Source organism: Streptomyces cupreus (genome assembly GCF_014257025.1).
GTDB classification, from domain to species: Bacteria; Actinomycetota; Actinomycetes; order Streptomycetales; family Streptomycetaceae; genus Streptomyces; species Streptomyces cupreus.
Genome location: NZ_JACMSF010000014.1, coordinates 63,199 through 78,187 on the forward strand (window position 1 = coordinate 63,199; position 14,989 = coordinate 78,187).

Consider the following 14,989-nt stretch of genomic DNA (forward strand, 5'->3'; position numbering starts at 1 on the left):
GGTGCGGCGCGGGCTCATGCGCCGCGCCGCACCTCGAAATGGTCGATGCGCTTGCCGTCGTGAGCGAGGGCCGACACCTTCAGACGTGGCCTCGCGCCGCTCTCCGCCTCCACCTTGAGGACCGAGAAGCCCCGGTAGCGAACCCGGGACCACTCCACGGTCTCCTCCTTCGCGGACCGTGACTTGGTCCACTGGAAGGTGTCCACCGACTCACGGTCCTTGACTCGGCCCTCGTAGCTCTCCTCCACGCCCGCCGGGAAGCCGTACAGATCCTTGCCGCCCCCGCCGGCCGTGACGTACACGATGCCGTCCCGCGACGGGTCCGTGGACGCGCCGATCGGCACCGGGCGGCCCACCTCGCCGTTCTTGATGGCGTCGGTCCGCTCGTAGACATGGTTGTGGCCGTTGATCACCAGATCCACCTGGTGCTCGGCGAACAGCGGCAGCCACTCCGCGCGCACCCCGCCGTCGGAGGCGTGTGTGGACGTCGAGTAGGTGCAGTGGTGGAAGAAGACGACGATGAAGTCCACCGCCGCCGAGGCCCGTAGCTCACGCAGCCGCCCGTCCAGCCACTTCGTCTGCCTGCCCCCGGTGTAGCCGAGGTTCGCCGGGATCTCGTACGACACGTCGTTCGCGTCCAGCGCCACGAAGCCGACGTTGCCGTAGACGAAGGAGTACACCCCCGGCGCCGTACGCGGGTCGAAGCCGCTGTCCGGGAGGGAGAAGCGGGCCGACTGGCCGCCGTAGCCGTCCGGTGAGTACCAGGCCTCCATGTCGTGGTTGCCGGTCGTCACCATCCAGGGCACGGTCTTCGCGACCGGCTCGTTCTGCTTGAGGAACAGATCCCAGAACCCGGGGTCGTAGCCGTCCGTCTCCTTGCCCCGGCCGTTGACGTTGGCGTAGCAGATGTCACCGGCGTGCAGATGGAAGGCCGGATCCTGACGCAGCAACAGATGGTCACTGGCCTCTGCCGCGTCACTGACGCCCTGGTCGCCGAACGCCGTGAAGACGAAGGACTCCGGGTTCGCGGGCGCCGTACGGAAGGACGACACGGTCGAGCGGTGCGGGGCCGAGGCGGGGTCGAAGCCGTCGTGGCCGACGCCGTAGTAGTACGTCGTGCCCGGCAGCAGGTCGTCCAGGGCCGCGTGCACGTAGTACTGCTCCGTCGCCAGGCGCACGCCTTGCACGCCCGGCGTGTGCAGATCGCGGATCTCCGCCTCCACCTTGCGGCCCAGCTCGTCCGGACGTGAACCGATGCGTACGTACGGCTTCTTCACCGCCGCCGGGACCTGCCAGGAGATCCGCATCCGGGTGCGCGGATCGGCGCCGAAGGCGAGATGGCGGCCGAAGGGCGTGACCGCCGAGCCGGGCACCTTCGTGGTGGCGGACGGGGAGGGGGACGAGGAGGTCGTCGTGCCCGAGCCCGAGCAGCCGGTCAGCAGGCCGCCCGCCACCGCGCCCGCCGTCACCAGCGCGCGGCGCCGGGTCAGCTTCGTGCGCGCGTACTCGTACTGCTCGGCCATGCTCATCCGGCGCGCGAGCTGCGGCGGAATACCGACGTCGGGGAGGTCCATGGAGGAGAACTTCCCAGCGAACCCCAACACCCGTCGGACATACGGGTGAACGGAAACCGACACGATGGGGTTACCGCTGTCCGGCTGTCCGTATCGCGGACGCCGCATGTCATTCCATGGGACGAGGGGTAGGGTGCCGACATGTCTCGCAGCATCAATCTCGCAGTGATTCCGGGTGACGGCATCGGCCAGGAGGTCGTGGCCGAAGGCCTGAAGGTCCTCTCCGCCGTCCTTCCGCAGGATGTGAAGCTGGAGACGAAGGAGTACGACTTCGGCGCCAGGCGCTACCACGCCACCGGTGAGACCCTCACCGACGCCGACGCCGAGGCGCTCAAGAAGCACGACGCCATCCTGCTCGGCGCGATCGGCGACCCCTCGGTCCCGTCCGGCGTCCTGGAGCGCGGCTTCCTGCTCAAGCTCCGCTTCCTCTTCGACCACCACGTCAACCTGCGTCCGTCGAAGCTCCTCCCGGGTGTCGAGACTCCCCTGAAGGGCCAGCCGGCCATCGACTTCGTGGTGGTCCGTGAGGGCACCGAGGGCCCCTACACCGGCAACGGCGGCACCATCCGCAAGGGCACCCCGCACGAGGTCGCCACCGAGGTCTCCGTGAACACGGCCTTCGGTGTCGAGCGGGTCGTCCGGGACGCCTTCGCCCGCGCCCAGGCCCGGCCGCGCAAGAAGCTGGCGCTGATCCACAAGAACAACGTGCTGGCCTTCGCCGGTCACCTGTGGACGAACATCTTCAACAAGGTGGCCGAGGAGTTCCCGGACGTCACCACCGAGTACATGCACGTCGACGCGGCGACCATCTACCTGGTCACCCAGCCCGAGCGGTTCGACGTGATCGTCACCGACAACCTCTTCGGCGACATCATCACCGACCTCGCCGCGGCCGTCTCCGGCGGCATCGGCGTCGCCGCGAGCGGGAACATCAACCCGAGCGGTGAATTCCCGTCCATGTTCGAGCCGGTGCACGGCTCGGCCCCGGACATCGCAGGCCAGGGCAAGGCCGACCCCACGGCCACGGTCCTGTCCGTCGCCCTGCTCCTGCGCCACCTCGGCTACGACGCCGAGGCCGCCCGTATCGACGAGGCGGTCTCCGTCGACCTCGCCGAGCGCACCGGCAAGCCCGCCCGCAGCACGTCGGAGATCGGCGACGCGCTCGCCGTACGAGTAGCCGGCTGACCCTGCCGCACTCCAAGCCGCCGGGTCGCAAGAGCCCGGCGGCTTCCCCATGTCCGCCGCCGGGTGCCACCATCTTCCCCTGAGCCGTATTCACGCTGATTTCTTCCTCGGCTGCCGCTTGCGATAATCGGACGCGGAGCCGCGACATGAGGGAATGCTCGGACGTCCTAGCACTGGCCACTGGCAGTACTGGCGTGAGCGCGGCTCGTCACACACAACCGGTGAAGGACAACTCATGACGACGCCCACGATCGAGCTCAAGCCCTCCGCCAGCCCGCTCGCCGACGCCGAGCGCGCGGCGATCCTGACCAGTCCCGGGTTCGGCCGCCACTTCACCGACCACATGGTGACCATCAAGTGGACCGAGGGCCGTGGCTGGCACGACGGCCAGCTCGTCCCGTACGCGGCGATCTCCCTCGACCCGGCCAGCATGGTTCTGCACTACGCGCAGGAGATCTTCGAGGGCCTCAAGGCCTACCGTCAGCCCGACGGCAGCGTCGCCACCTTCCGCCCGGACAAGAACGCCAAGCGCTTCCAGGCCTCCGCCCGCCGCCTCGGCATGCCCGAGCTGCCCGTCGAGACCTTCATCGAGGCCTGCGACGCGCTCGTCAAGCAGGATGCTGCCTGGGTCCCGGCGCACGGCGGCGAGGAGTCCCTCTATCTGCGTCCGTTCATGATCGCGACGGAGGTCGGGCTCGGTGTGAAGCCGGCCAACGACTACCTCTTCCTCGTCATCGCCTCCCCGGCCGGCGCCTACTTCCCGGGCGGTGTGCAGCCGGTCTCCATCTGGGTCTCCGAGGACCATGTCCGCGCGGTGCCCGGGGGCATGGGCGACGCGAAGACCGGCGGCAACTACGCCGCGTCCCTGCTCGCGCAGGCGGAGGCCGCGGCGAAGGGGTGCGCCCAGGTGTGCTACCTGGACGCGGTCGAGCGCAAGTGGGTCGAGGAACTCGGCGGGATGAACCTGTACTTCGTGTACGGCAACAAGATCATCACCCCGACCCTCACCGGGTCCATCCTGGAGGGCGTCACGCGTGACTCCCTGCTCGCCGTCGCCCGTGACCTCGGGTACGAGGCCGAGGAGGGCCGGATCTCCGTCGACCAGTGGCAGCGGGACTCCGAGAACGGCACGCTGACCGAGGTGTTCGCCTGCGGTACGGCGGCCGTCATCACGCCGGTCGGCACGGTGAAGCGGACCGGGGCGGAGTGGACGCAGTCGGGCGGGGAGCCCGGCGAGGTCACGCTGCGACTCCGCCAGGCCCTCCTGGACATCCAGCGCGGCACGGCCGAGGACAAGCACGGCTGGATGCACCCGCTCGGCTAGACCTCGCTGTTCACCAGGGCCGCCGTGGACTCCGCGTCCGTGGCGGCCCTGGCGTTTTCCCGAGCCGTGAGCACCAGGTACAGCACGCCTCCCACCACCCCCGACAGCAAGAAGCTGCAATCCACCCCGCCCGTCAGCGACAGCAGCGGACCCTCGTACGACGGCAGGGCCACCGCGAGGACGCCGACCGTCGCGCCCAGCGCCCAGGACACCGTCGCCGGGATGTTCCAGCCGCCCCGGTACCAGTAGATCCCGCCCCGCGAGCGGCGGTTGAAGACCTGGAGGGCCCCGGCGTCGTACTCGCCCCGGCAGCGGGCGAAGCCGATCAGGGTGATCACGGCCCACGGGGTGCCGATCGCCGTCAGCAGCAGCACGAAGGACGTCATCGCGTTCTGGGCCGTGGAGGCGTAATGGCCGACGAAGACGCAGACCGTGGCCACGACCGCGACCGTGTAGGTGGCGGTCGCCCGGGAGGCGCGCGGCAGGATGGCGTCCAGGTCGAGGCCCATGGAGTAGAGCATCAGACCCGCGTTGCCGACCGAGCCCGCGGAGGCGGCGAGCAGCAGCGGGACCAGGTACCAGGTGGGCGCCGCGTCGACCAGGGGACCGGCGTAGTCGAGGGCCGCGCGGGCCGCGTACGCCGTGAAGGTGCCGAAGAGCTGCGGGACGAGCAGGCCGAGGGCGAGGCCGAGCCAGGTCGCGTGCAGGACCTTGCGGGAGGAGTGGCGGGCCGGGGAGATGTAGCGGGTGTAGTCGCCGAGCAGCGTGATGAAGGCGATGGGACCCGACAGGCCCGCGGCCACCGTCGCGAGCAGCCACGTCGGCCAGAACCCGCCCAGCAGATAGCCGCCGGCCTCGGGCAGCGCGGCGGTGGTGAAGTCCGGGGCGTAGGCGAGGACGCCGAGCAGCAGCAGGGCCGTCATGCCGACCGCGAGGACGCGGGACATGGCGAGCAGCGCGCGGTAGCCGTAGACCGCGCCCGCGACCGTCGCCGCGGCGAGCAGGCCGTAGACGACGCTGTACGAGAGGTCGTTCGCGGGGATGCCGAACAGACGGGTCAGGACGCCGAGCATCACGTCGCCGCCGATCCACACGGTCAGCGCGGTGTAGCCGAGGGCCAGCAGTAGGCCGACCACCGAGCCGACCAGTCGGCCGCGCACCCCGAACTGGGCGCCGGAGGACGTGGACAGGTTCGTCGCCGTGCGCAGGGAGATCAGGGCGAGCGGGGCGGTCAGTGCCGTGCCGACCGCCGTGCCCACCAGGATCGAGCTGACCGACGCCCACCAGCCGAGGCCGAAGGACGGCGGCAGCCACCCGAAGATGATCACGCCGAGACAGAGGTTCGACCCCAGCAGGATCGAGACGAGGTCACGGGGTCCGCTGGTGCGTTCCCCTTCGGGGATGGTGTCGACGCCCCGCTGCTCCATCCGCATACCTGCTCTCCTTCGCCTTGCCCAGTAATTTGAATGCCACTCAATGTGAGTCACATGGAGTCGGACGTCAAGGGTTTGTTTAATGGATCTGCTGCTTTAGAGTGTCGCTCTAAAAGGAGGGAATGATATGCGGCTCACGCCCACCGAACGCGACCGGCTGCTGCTCTTCGGAGCCGCTGAGCTGGCCCGTGCCCGCCGGGCCCGCGGCCTCCGGCTGAACGTGCCGGAGGCCACCGCCCTGATCGCGGACACCGTCTGCGAGGCCGCCCGGGACGGCAGGCGTCTCGCGGAGGCCATCGAGGCCGCCCGCTCGGTGCTCGGCCCGGACGATGTGCTGCCCGGCGTCGCGGACGTCGTCACCGAGGTGCATGTCGAGGCCGTCTTCGACGACGGCTCCCGGCTCGCGGTCGTCTCCGACCCGATCGGCGGGGGTCTCGGCGCCGAGGCGCCGGGCGCGCTGCTGCCCGGCCCCGAGCACGCCGAACCCGAGGCCGCCGTGCGCCTTCCGGTCACCAACACGGCCACCGTCCCGATCTCCGTCACCTCACACTTCCACTTCTTCGAGGCCAACCCGCGCCTCGACTTCGACCGCGGGCGGGCCTACGGCATGCGCCTCGCCGTACCGGCCGGGTCGTCGGTGCGGTTCGGTCCCGGCGAGAGCGCCGAGGTCGGTCTGGTGCCGATCGGCGGCGATCGGATCGCGATCGGTTTCGCGGGACTCGTCGACGGCCCGCTGGACGCGCCGGGCGCCCGCGAGGAAGCCCTGCGCAGGGCCACTGCCTGCGGCTACCTGGGAATCCACGACGAGGAGGTCGAACGATGAGCCGCCCCGGAGGCCACCCCGCCGAGGCCCGCCGCCTCACCCCGTACGAGTACGCCGCCACCCACGGGCCCCGGGCCGGGGACCGCATCCGGCTCGGCGACTCCGGGCTGACCGTCGAGGTCGAGTCCGACTCGCAGCGGTACGGCGACGAGTTCCTCGCCGGGTTCGGCAAGACCGCCCGCGACGGGCTCCATCTCAAGGCCGCCGCCGTCCGCGAGACCTGTGACGTCGTCATCAGCAATGTCGTGGTCATCGATGCCGTCCAGGGCATCCGGAAGGTCTCCATCGGCATCCGGGAAGGCCGGATCTGCTCGATCGGGCGGGCCGGGAACCCGGACACCCTCGACGGGGTCGACGTCGTGGTCGGCACCGGTACGTCCATCGTGTCCGGCGAGGGGCTCATCGCCACCGCCGGCGCCGTCGACACGCATGTCCATCTGTTGTCGCCGCGCATCATGGAGGCCTCGCTGGCCTCCGGCGTGACCACCGTCATCGGGCAGGAGTTCGGGCCCGTGTGGGGCGTGGGCGTGAACTCGCCGTGGGCGCTGAAGCACGCCTTCAACGCCTTCGACGCCTGGCCGGTCAACATCGGGTTCCTGGGGCGGGGTTCGTCATCGAGGGAGGCGCCCCTGATCGAGGCCCTCGCCGAGGGGGGCGCCTCCGGTTTCAAGGTGCACGAGGACATGGGCGCCCACACCCGGGCGCTGGACACGGCACTCCGGGTCGCCGAGGAGTACGACGTCCAAGTCGCCCTGCACAGCGACGGGTTGAACGAGTGCCTCTCCGTCGAGGACACCCTCCGGGTACTGGAGGGCCGTACCGTCCACGCCTTCCACATCGAGGGCTGCGGCGGCGGACATGTGCCGAACGTGCTGAAAATGGCGGGAGTTGCGAATGTCATCGGCTCCTCCACCAACCCCACGCTGCCCTTCGGGCGGGACGCGGTCGCCGAGCACTACGGCATGATCGTCTCCGTCCACGATCTGAAGACGGACCTGCCCGGCGACGCCGCCATGGCCCGGGACCGCATCCGCGCCGGGACGATGGGCGCCGAGGACGTGCTGCACGACCTGGGCGCGATCGGCATCACCTCCTCCGACGCACAGGGCATGGGACGCGCGGGCGAGACCGTCCGCCGTACCTTCGCCATGGCCGGGAAGATGAAGGCCGAGTTCGGCGCCCCGGACGAGCACGACAACGAGCGCGTCCTGCGCTACATGGCCAAGCTGACCATCAACCCGGCCATTGCCCACGGGCTTTCGCACGAGGTGGGGTCGCTGGAGGTCGGCAAGCTCGCCGACATCGTGCTGTGGCAGCCGGAGTACTTCGGCGCCAAACCGCAGCTCGTCCTCAAGGCGGGCTTCCCGGCCTACGGCGTGGTCGGCGACCCGGGCGCCGCGACCGACACCTGCGAACCGCTCGTCCTCGGCCCGCAGTTCGGCGCGCACGGCGCCACCCCCGCCGACATCTCGGTCGCCTTCGTCGCCCAGGCCGCCCTCGACCAGGGAGGCGACACCATGCCGACCCGGCGCCGCCGAGTCGCCGTGCGCGGCACCCGTGGCATCGGACCGGCCGACCTGCGCCTGAACTCCCGTACCGGAGCCGTCGACGTCGACCAGCGCACGGGCCTTGTGACGCTGGACGGAGAGCCGCTGCGCTCGGAACCGGCCGACTCGGTCTCCCTGAACCGCCTCTACTTCCTCTAGGACCCTTGATGACCTTCCGCATGCCCCCCGAGTGGGCCCCGCACGAGCGCACCTGGATGGCCTGGCCCGGACCCAACCCCACCTTCACCACCGACGAGGAGCTGGCCGCGGCCCGCGCCGCCTGGGCGTCCGTCGCCCGCGCGGTGCGCCGCTTCGAACCGGTGACGGTGGTGCACGGTCCGGGTCAGGGCGAGTCGGCGCGCGAACTGCTCGGCCCGGACATCGAGTTGGTCGAGCGCGAACTCGACGACGCGTGGATGCGGGACATCGGCCCGACGTTCGTCAAGGACCAGGAGGGCCGACTGGCCGCCGTGGACTGGGTGTTCAACGGCTGGGGCGCCCAGGACTGGGCCCGCTGGGAGCACGACTCCAAGATCGCCCGCCATGTCGCGGACCTGGCCGGAGTACCGGTGCTCTCGTCACCGCTGGTCAACGAGGGCGGCGCGATCCACGTCGACGGCGAGGGCACGGTCCTGCTGACCGACACCGTCCAGCTCGGCGCGGGGCGCAATCCCGACTGGACCCGCGAGCAGGTCGAGGCGGAGATCCACGCCGAGCTCGGCACCACCAAGGCGATCTGGCTCCCGCACGGCCTGGCCGGCGACTACGGCATGTACGGCACCCAGGGCCACGTCGACATCGTCGCGGCCTTCGCACGTCCCGGCACCGTGCTGGTGCACAGCCAGCGCGACCCGGCCCACCCGGACCACGTCCGTTCCCGGACGTACGTCGAGATCCTGCGCGGCCAGACCGACGCCAAGGGCCGACGGCTGGAGGTCGTGGAGGTCCCCGCGCCCACGGTCCTCAAGGACGAGCACGGCGACTGGGTCGACTACTCCTACATCAACCACTATCTCTGCAACGGCGGCGTCGTCCTGTGCGCCTTCGACGACCCGCGCGACGAGATCGCGGCCGGGATCTTCCGACGGCTGTTCCCCGAGCGGACGGTGACACTGGTGGACGCCCGTACCATCTTCGCGGGCGGTGGAGGCATCCACTGCATCACGCAACAGCAGCCGAAGATCTAGGAGCCGTCGGATGGCCGGTGCGCGCAAGCACGCGCCGCCGCGGGAGGACGTCCTCGTCGCCGCCATGGAGATGATCGCCGAGCGCGGTCTGGAGAAGCTCACCATGGCGGCACTCGGCCGTGCGGTCGGGATGAGCAGCGGGCATCTGCTCTACTACTTCGGCTCCAAGGACGAGCTGCTGCTCCAGACCCTGGAGTGGAGCGAGGGCCGGCTCGGCGCCGCACGCGGCCGGCTGCTGACCCGGACCGCCCCGGCCCGTGAACGGCTCGATGCCTACGTCGATCTGTACGTCCCGGACGGTCACCGCGACCCGCACTGGACGCTGTGGCTCGAGGTCTGGAACCGCTCGCAGAACGCCGACGACGCCGCCCGCGACCGGCAGGCCGCGATCGAGGGCGCCTGGCACCGCGACCTGGTCGCCCTGCTGGCGGAGGGCGTCTCGCGCGGGGAGTTCCGGCCGGTCGACCCGGACCGTTTCGCGGCCCGCCTCAGGGCCCTCCTCGATGGCTTCTCCATCCATGTGGCGATCGGCCTGCGCGGCACGGACCGAGCGCAAGTTCTCGGCCACGTACAGGAGTTCCTCCGGGAGGGCCTCCTCGCGGACGCCTGAGGGAGCGCCCGGGTTGTACTCAATTCGGGGGATTGACGCCGTCGCGCGTGGTGCGTTTGCCTCGATGCGAGCCCTCGGCGCGGGGCCGGGGGAGAAGCATCACGGGGGAAACGTGCTCAGAACCATGCGTGGGGTGTCCGTTGTCGTGCTCGCAGGGGCGATGGTCGCGCTGTCGGCCGTCTCGGCGGCTCCGGCGCCGGAGCCGCGGACCGAGCGGGTCACGCTGTCGGCGGCCGGGGAGCAGATCCAGCAGGGGGCGAGCGGTAACGCGCTCAGCGCCGACGGGCGTTATCTCGCCTTCGTCTCGGACGACCCGGACGTGGTGCCGGGCGACACCAACGGCGTGACCGATGTGTTCGTCCGGGATCTGCGCCGGGGGACCGTCGAGCGGGTCAACGTGGCGTCGGACGGGACGCAGGCCGAAGGCGGGGCCTACGGCACCTACCGGGCGGAGATCAGCGGCGACGGCCGCTACATCGCCTTCAGGTCCTCGGCGACGAACCTCGTCGAGTGGCCCGAACCGCCCCAGCCGTACGCGCAGGACGTCTACGTCCACGACCGGAAGACCGGACGCACGGAACGGATCAGCGTCGCCGCCGACGGCGGATCCGGCTGGGCGTCCGACAGCTTCGACATGTCCCGCGACGGCCGGTACATCGCCTTCACCGCCTCCTCGGGACGGATCGAGCCGGACGCGCCGACCGACCAGACCATGGCGTACGTCGCTGACCGCCGCACCGGCGCCGTCAAGCGGATCAGCGACCGCATCCCGTCCGACTGGTACGTCCCGAGCGTCACCCTGAGCGGGGACGGCAGCCACCTCGCCTATGTGCAGCGGCACCCGCGCGGCGGGCGCCACGAACTGTGGCTTGCCGACCTGCGCACCGGTGAGCAGAAGCTGGTCAACGCGGCATCGGACGGCAGCCCGACCAACGGCTCTCCGTCAGGCGCGAGGCTCTCCGAGGACGGCTCGCTCGTCGCGTTCTCGTCCTTCGACGAGAGCCTGGTCCCCGAGGCGCCGACGTACACCTGGGAGCTCTACCTGAAGGACATGCGCACCGGGAAGACCCGGTGGATCACCCATGAGGGCGAGGGCGGGCTCGGTGGCGGGCTGCTCAGTGCCGACGGCCGGCTGCTGGCGTACATGACCGAGACCAAATCGGGCGACGAGGTCGTCGCGGAGAACGTCCATGTCCGGGACCTGAGGACCGGCCGGACCGAACTCGTCACCCGCACCCTCGCGGGCGGACCCCAGGCCAAGGGCTACTCGGCGCCCATCGACTTCAGCCGCGACGGCCGACTGCTCTCCCTGTACTCCGACTCGTCCGAACTCGTCCCCGGCGACACCAACGGCGCGGGCGACGGCTTCCTGCACCGTCTGCGGTGACCGACCGCATTCTGAGACAACCGTGAGTGAGGCACGGGGGTTGTGCCAGACTGCCCCCGTGCTCTCGTTCGCCATGATTATTGGCAGCAGGCGCGCCGGTCCGCAGTGACCGCCACGTACGACCAGGTACGGGCGGACACCGTCGTCCTCGACCCGCGCGCAGACCTCTCGCACCCGCGAGAGGTTTTTCGCATTTCTGGCCCACCTGCAGCCGGGACCGCAGCGCGAGGGATCATTGGAGGACGGTGGAGCCGGTCATTCCGGTACAGACCGAGATCCATACATCAGGAGCCTTGAGACCATGACGGAAACCAGCGAACTCGACGACTCGTTCCACGTCTTCGACACCACCCTGCGCGACGGCGCCCAGCGTGAGGGCATCAACCTCACCGTCGCGGACAAGCTGGCCATCGCACGGCACCTGGACGACTTCGGCGTGGGCTTCATCGAGGGCGGCTGGCCCGGCGCCAACCCGCGTGACACCGAGTTCTTCGCCCGCGCTCAGCAGGAGATCGACTTCAAGCACGCCCAGCTGGTCGCCTTCGGCTCCACCCGTCGGGCGGGCGCCAAGGCGGCGGACGACCCGCAGGTCAGGGCGCTGCTGGATTCCGGCGCCCCGGTGATCACGCTGGTCGCCAAGTCCCACGACCGGCATGTGGAACTCGCGCTGCGCACAACCCTGGACGAGAACCTGGAGATGGTCCGGGACACGGTGTCGTTCCTGAAGGATCAGGGCCGCCGGGTCTTCGTCGACTGCGAGCACTTCTTCGACGGCTACCGCGCGAACCCCGAGTACGCGAAATCCGTCGTCCGTACGGCCTCGGAGGCGGGCGCCGATGTAGTGATCCTCTGCGACACCAACGGCGGCATGCTCCCGGCGCAGGTCCAGGCGGTCGTCTCGACGGTACTGGCCGACACGGGCGCCCGGCTCGGCATCCACGCCCAGGACGACACGGGCTGCGCGGTCGCCAACACCCTCGCCGCGGTGGACGCGGGCGCGACGCATGTGCAGTGCACGGCGAACGGCTACGGCGAGCGGGTGGGCAACGCGAACCTGTTCCCGGTCGTGGCCGCGCTGGAGCTGAAGTACGGCAAGAAGGTCCTGCCGGAGGGCCGGCTGCGCGAGATGACGCGGATCTCCCACGCCATCGCCGAGGTCGTCAACCTCACCCCCTCCACGCACCAGCCCTACGTCGGCGTCTCCGCCTTCGCGCACAAGGCGGGCCTGCACGCCTCCGCGATCAAGGTCGACCCGGATCTGTACCAGCACATCGACCCCGAGCAGGTCGGCAACACCATGCGGATGCTGGTCTCCGACATGGCGGGCCGCGCCTCGGTCGAGCTCAAGGGCAAGGAGCTCGGCATCGACCTGGGCGGCGACCGGGAGCTGGTCGGCCGGGTGGTCGATCGGGTGAAGGAGCACGAGCTCAAGGGCTACACCTACGAGGCGGCGGACGCGAGCTTCGAACTCCTCCTCCGCGCCGAGGTCGAGGGCAGGCCGCTGAAGTACTTCGACGTCGAGTCCTGGCGAGCGATCGTCGAGGACCGCCCGGACGGCAGCCACGCGAACGAGGCCACGGTGAAGCTCTTCGCCAAGGGCGAGCGCATCGTGGCCACGGCGGAGGGCAACGGCCCGGTCAACGCCCTGGACCGGGCCCTCCGCGTCGCCCTGGAGACGATCTACCCCCAGCTCGCCAAGCTGGACCTGGTCGACTACAAGGTCCGCATCCTGGAGGGCGTCCACGGCACCCAGTCCACCACCCGCGTCCTGATCGCCACCTCCGACGGGACGGGCGAGTGGTCGACGGTGGGCGTGGCGGACAACGTCATCGCGGCGTCGTGGCAGGCCCTGGAGGACGCGTACACGTACGGCCTGCTGCGCGCGGGAGTATCGCCGGCGGAGTAGATCAGGTCAGCCTCCACTTCTGGTCGGCGGCGCCCGTGCAGCTCCAGATCTGCGCACGGGCGCCGTTGAAGTGCGTGGTGCTGTGACCGTCTCCGGGCGCCCGCAGCTCATCGGCGACCGGCTCGGGGCCATCGACGCCCTGGTCTCCTCCTGGCTGCCGGGCACCGAGGGCGACGGCGTGGCCGACGTGCTGTACGGGAAGCGGCCCTTCACCGGGCAGCTCCCCGTCACCTGGCCGAAGTCCGAGGCACAGCTGCCGATCAACGTCGATGACGCCTCGTACGATCCGCAGTTCCCCTACGGCTGGGGCCTGACCACGCTGACCAAGGTGCCCGAGGGCGGCGCCACGACCCTGAGGGCGCTCGGCATCGCGCCGCGGCGGCGAGCGGGCCGGGGCCGACGAGGCCGGCCGCGCGCTGGTGACGAAGGCGAGGCTGATCGTCCAGCAGATGGCGATCACGCCGGCGTCCGCCAAGCCCTTCGCCGAGGCGGACCGGCTGCTGACGCAGGGGCGGTACGGAGCGGCGGTGGAGAAGCTGGCGGCTGCCCACCGGGCCGCTCAGCCACTCCGGTACCGGGCCCGGTGGGATTGTCCCCGTCGGTCCCGGTACGTTTGCCCGTTTCGTCAGGTAGCGTCGAAGTATGAGGACTCCGTTGCTCCGGGGCCTTATACGCTGGGCCCTCGTCCCGGTCGCCGCCACGCTGGCGGTGCTGACCGCCGGTGTGCCCGGCGCGTCCGCCGCCGCGGATCTGTCGACGGTCGCCGTGGCGCTGCGCGAGGACCCCGTCTATGTGGACCCCGCCGCCTCCGACCAGCTGTCGTCGTCGGACGCCGAGGCGCTCGCCGACAAGATCAGAGACGCCGACAAGCCCGTCTTCGTCGCCGTCCTCCCGGCCGACCAGCCCGAGCAGGACCTCTTCCTGAACCTCCGTACCGAGACCGGGATCACCGGCCTGTACGCGGTGCGCAGCGGTGACCGCTTCGGCGCCCAGGCCGACTCCTCCGTGCTCGGCAACCAGGCGGTCGACAACCTGGTGACGGCCGTGGAGGACACCGACGACGTCAAGGCCCAGCTGAACGACTTCGTCGACGCAGCACTGCAGAACGTGGGCGGTTCGGCACCGTCGTCCTGGGGTACCTCGACGGACGACGGCGTTCCGGTCGCCGGCCTGATCACCACCGGCGTGGTGCTGGCGGCGGGCGGCGCGGGCGCCTACGCGCTGGTACGGCGTCGGCGGCTGGCGCACGAGCAGGAACAGCGGGCCGCGCTGGAGAAGCTGCGGGTGGTGGTGGACGAGGACATCACCGCGTTCGGCGAGGAACTGGAGCGCCTGGACTTCCATCCCGGTGAACGCGGCGCCGACGACGCGATGCGCACGGACTACGAACACGCCCTGGACTCCTACGAACAGGCCAAGCGCCTGATGGACGGGGCGACGAAACCGGAGGACGTCAAGGCCGTCACCCAGGCCCTGGACGACGGCCGCCACTCGCTGGCCGTACTCGCCGCCCGCCGCGAGGGCCGCCCGCTGCCCGAGCGCCGGCCGCCCTGCTTCTTCGACCCCCGGCACGGACCGTCGGTGGCCGACGTGGACTGGACGCCGCCGGGTGCCGCCACCCGCGAGGTCCCGGTCTGCGCGGCCGACCGGGCCCGTCTCGCCGACGGCCAGGACCCGATGATCCGCGAGGTCACCACCGACTCCGGCGCCCGACGCCCCTACTGGGAGGCGGGACCCGCCTACGGCCCCTGGGCCGGCGGCTACTTCGGCGGCGGCATTCTCCCGGGCCTGCTCATCGGCACGATGCTCGGCAGCATGATGGCGAGCCCCGCCTACGCGGCCGACTACGGCGCCGGTTACGGCGACTTCGGCGGCGGATACGAGGGCGGCGACGTCTCCGGCGCCGACTTCGCCTCGGACGACTTCACGGGCGGCTTCGGCGGCGGTGACTTCGGCGGGGGCGGTGACTTCGGCGGAGGGTTCTGAGCGGTACGAGGCACAACGGGCCCGGCG

At 70.7% G+C, this 14,989-nt stretch carries 11 protein-coding genes and 1 pseudogene; 10 read left to right on the top strand and 2 right to left on the bottom strand.

The features are described 5' to 3' along the window. Positions 1-14: 14 nt before the first annotated feature. Positions 15-1,574, bottom strand: a complete 1,560-nt coding sequence (locus tag H4N64_RS15380) for a purple acid phosphatase family protein (protein ID WP_186282869.1) — start codon at positions 1,572-1,574, stop codon at positions 15-17. Between the two features lie 141 nt (positions 1,575-1,715). On the opposite strand from H4N64_RS15380, the gene H4N64_RS15385 reads away from it, so the two are divergent. Then, complete coding sequence (locus H4N64_RS15385) at positions 1,716-2,759, top strand: 3-isopropylmalate dehydrogenase (RefSeq protein WP_186282870.1); 1,044 nt, start codon at positions 1,716-1,718, stop codon at positions 2,757-2,759. A gap of 235 nt (positions 2,760-2,994) precedes the next feature. Beyond that, positions 2,995-4,083 carry a branched-chain amino acid aminotransferase gene (locus tag H4N64_RS15390; protein ID WP_186282871.1) on the top strand — a complete coding sequence of 363 codons (1,089 nt, stop codon included), beginning with the start codon at positions 2,995-2,997 and terminating at the stop codon, positions 4,081-4,083. On the opposite strand, the gene H4N64_RS15395 is transcribed toward H4N64_RS15390, so the two are convergent. Next, positions 4,080-5,516 carry a cytosine permease gene (locus H4N64_RS15395; RefSeq protein WP_186282872.1) on the bottom strand — a complete coding sequence of 479 codons (1,437 nt, stop codon included), beginning with the start codon at positions 5,514-5,516 and terminating at the stop codon, positions 4,080-4,082. The two genes, H4N64_RS15390 and H4N64_RS15395, sit on opposite strands and share 4 nt — an antisense overlap. A 127-nt stretch (positions 5,517-5,643) precedes the next feature. Between H4N64_RS15395 and ureA the strand changes: the two genes are divergently transcribed. The 8 genes and pseudogenes from ureA to H4N64_RS15435 all read left to right on the top strand — a co-directional run bounded on the left by ureA (position 5,644) and on the right by H4N64_RS15435 (position 14,962). Next, a complete protein-coding gene (gene ureA / locus H4N64_RS15400) occupies positions 5,644-6,339 on the top strand; it encodes an urease subunit gamma (protein ID WP_186282873.1) in 696 nt (231 codons plus the stop codon). Beyond that, positions 6,336-8,045: an urease subunit alpha gene (locus H4N64_RS15405; protein WP_186282874.1), complete on the top strand. Its 1,710-nt coding sequence runs from the start codon at positions 6,336-6,338 to the stop codon at positions 8,043-8,045. Before ureA ends, H4N64_RS15405 begins: the two co-directional genes overlap by 4 nt. An 8-nt stretch (positions 8,046-8,053) precedes the next feature. After that, positions 8,054-9,073, top strand: a complete 1,020-nt coding sequence (locus tag H4N64_RS15410) for an agmatine deiminase family protein (RefSeq protein WP_186282875.1) — start codon at positions 8,054-8,056, stop codon at positions 9,071-9,073. 10 nt (positions 9,074-9,083) lie between these two features. Further along, positions 9,084-9,683, top strand: a complete 600-nt coding sequence (locus H4N64_RS15415) for a TetR/AcrR family transcriptional regulator (protein ID WP_186282876.1) — start codon at positions 9,084-9,086, stop codon at positions 9,681-9,683. Positions 9,684-9,816: 133 nt separating this feature from the next. Continuing rightward, positions 9,817-11,070 carry a TolB family protein gene (locus H4N64_RS15420; protein ID WP_186282877.1) on the top strand — a complete coding sequence of 418 codons (1,254 nt, stop codon included), beginning with the start codon at positions 9,817-9,819 and terminating at the stop codon, positions 11,068-11,070. A gap of 301 nt (positions 11,071-11,371) precedes the next feature. After that, positions 11,372-12,976, top strand: a complete 1,605-nt coding sequence (cimA, locus tag H4N64_RS15425; RefSeq protein WP_186282878.1) for a citramalate synthase — start codon at positions 11,372-11,374, stop codon at positions 12,974-12,976. A gap of 85 nt (positions 12,977-13,061) precedes the next feature. After that, positions 13,062-13,536, top strand: a pseudogene (locus tag H4N64_RS15430) (glycoside hydrolase family 3 protein); the annotation flags it as partial. An 82-nt stretch (positions 13,537-13,618) separates the two neighbouring features. Next, positions 13,619-14,962, top strand: coding sequence for a hypothetical protein (locus tag H4N64_RS15435; RefSeq protein WP_186282879.1), 1,344 nt, complete (start codon positions 13,619-13,621; stop codon positions 14,960-14,962). The last annotated feature ends 27 nt before the right edge of the window (positions 14,963-14,989 follow it).

Excerpts from the sequence above, each read along its gene's own strand:
- H4N64_RS15380 (WP_186282869.1), bottom strand. The coding sequence starts at position 1,574 with ATGGACCTCCCCGACGTCGGTATTCCGCCGCAGCTCGCGCGCCGGATG.
- H4N64_RS15385 (WP_186282870.1), top strand. The coding sequence starts at position 1,716 with ATGTCTCGCAGCATCAATCTCGCAGTGATTCCGGGTGACGGCATCGGC.
- H4N64_RS15390 (WP_186282871.1), top strand. The coding sequence starts at position 2,995 with ATGACGACGCCCACGATCGAGCTCAAGCCCTCCGCCAGCCCGCTCGCC.
- H4N64_RS15395 (WP_186282872.1), bottom strand. The coding sequence starts at position 5,516 with ATGCGGATGGAGCAGCGGGGCGTCGACACCATCCCCGAAGGGGAACGC.
- H4N64_RS15410 (WP_186282875.1), top strand. The coding sequence starts at position 8,054 with ATGACCTTCCGCATGCCCCCCGAGTGGGCCCCGCACGAGCGCACCTGG.
- H4N64_RS15405 (WP_186282874.1), top strand. The coding sequence starts at position 6,336 with ATGAGCCGCCCCGGAGGCCACCCCGCCGAGGCCCGCCGCCTCACCCCG.
- H4N64_RS15435 (WP_186282879.1), top strand. The coding sequence starts at position 13,619 with ATGAGGACTCCGTTGCTCCGGGGCCTTATACGCTGGGCCCTCGTCCCG.
- ureA (WP_186282873.1), top strand. The coding sequence starts at position 5,644 with ATGCGGCTCACGCCCACCGAACGCGACCGGCTGCTGCTCTTCGGAGCC.
- H4N64_RS15415 (WP_186282876.1), top strand. The coding sequence starts at position 9,084 with ATGGCCGGTGCGCGCAAGCACGCGCCGCCGCGGGAGGACGTCCTCGTC.
- cimA (WP_186282878.1), top strand. The coding sequence starts at position 11,372 with ATGACGGAAACCAGCGAACTCGACGACTCGTTCCACGTCTTCGACACC.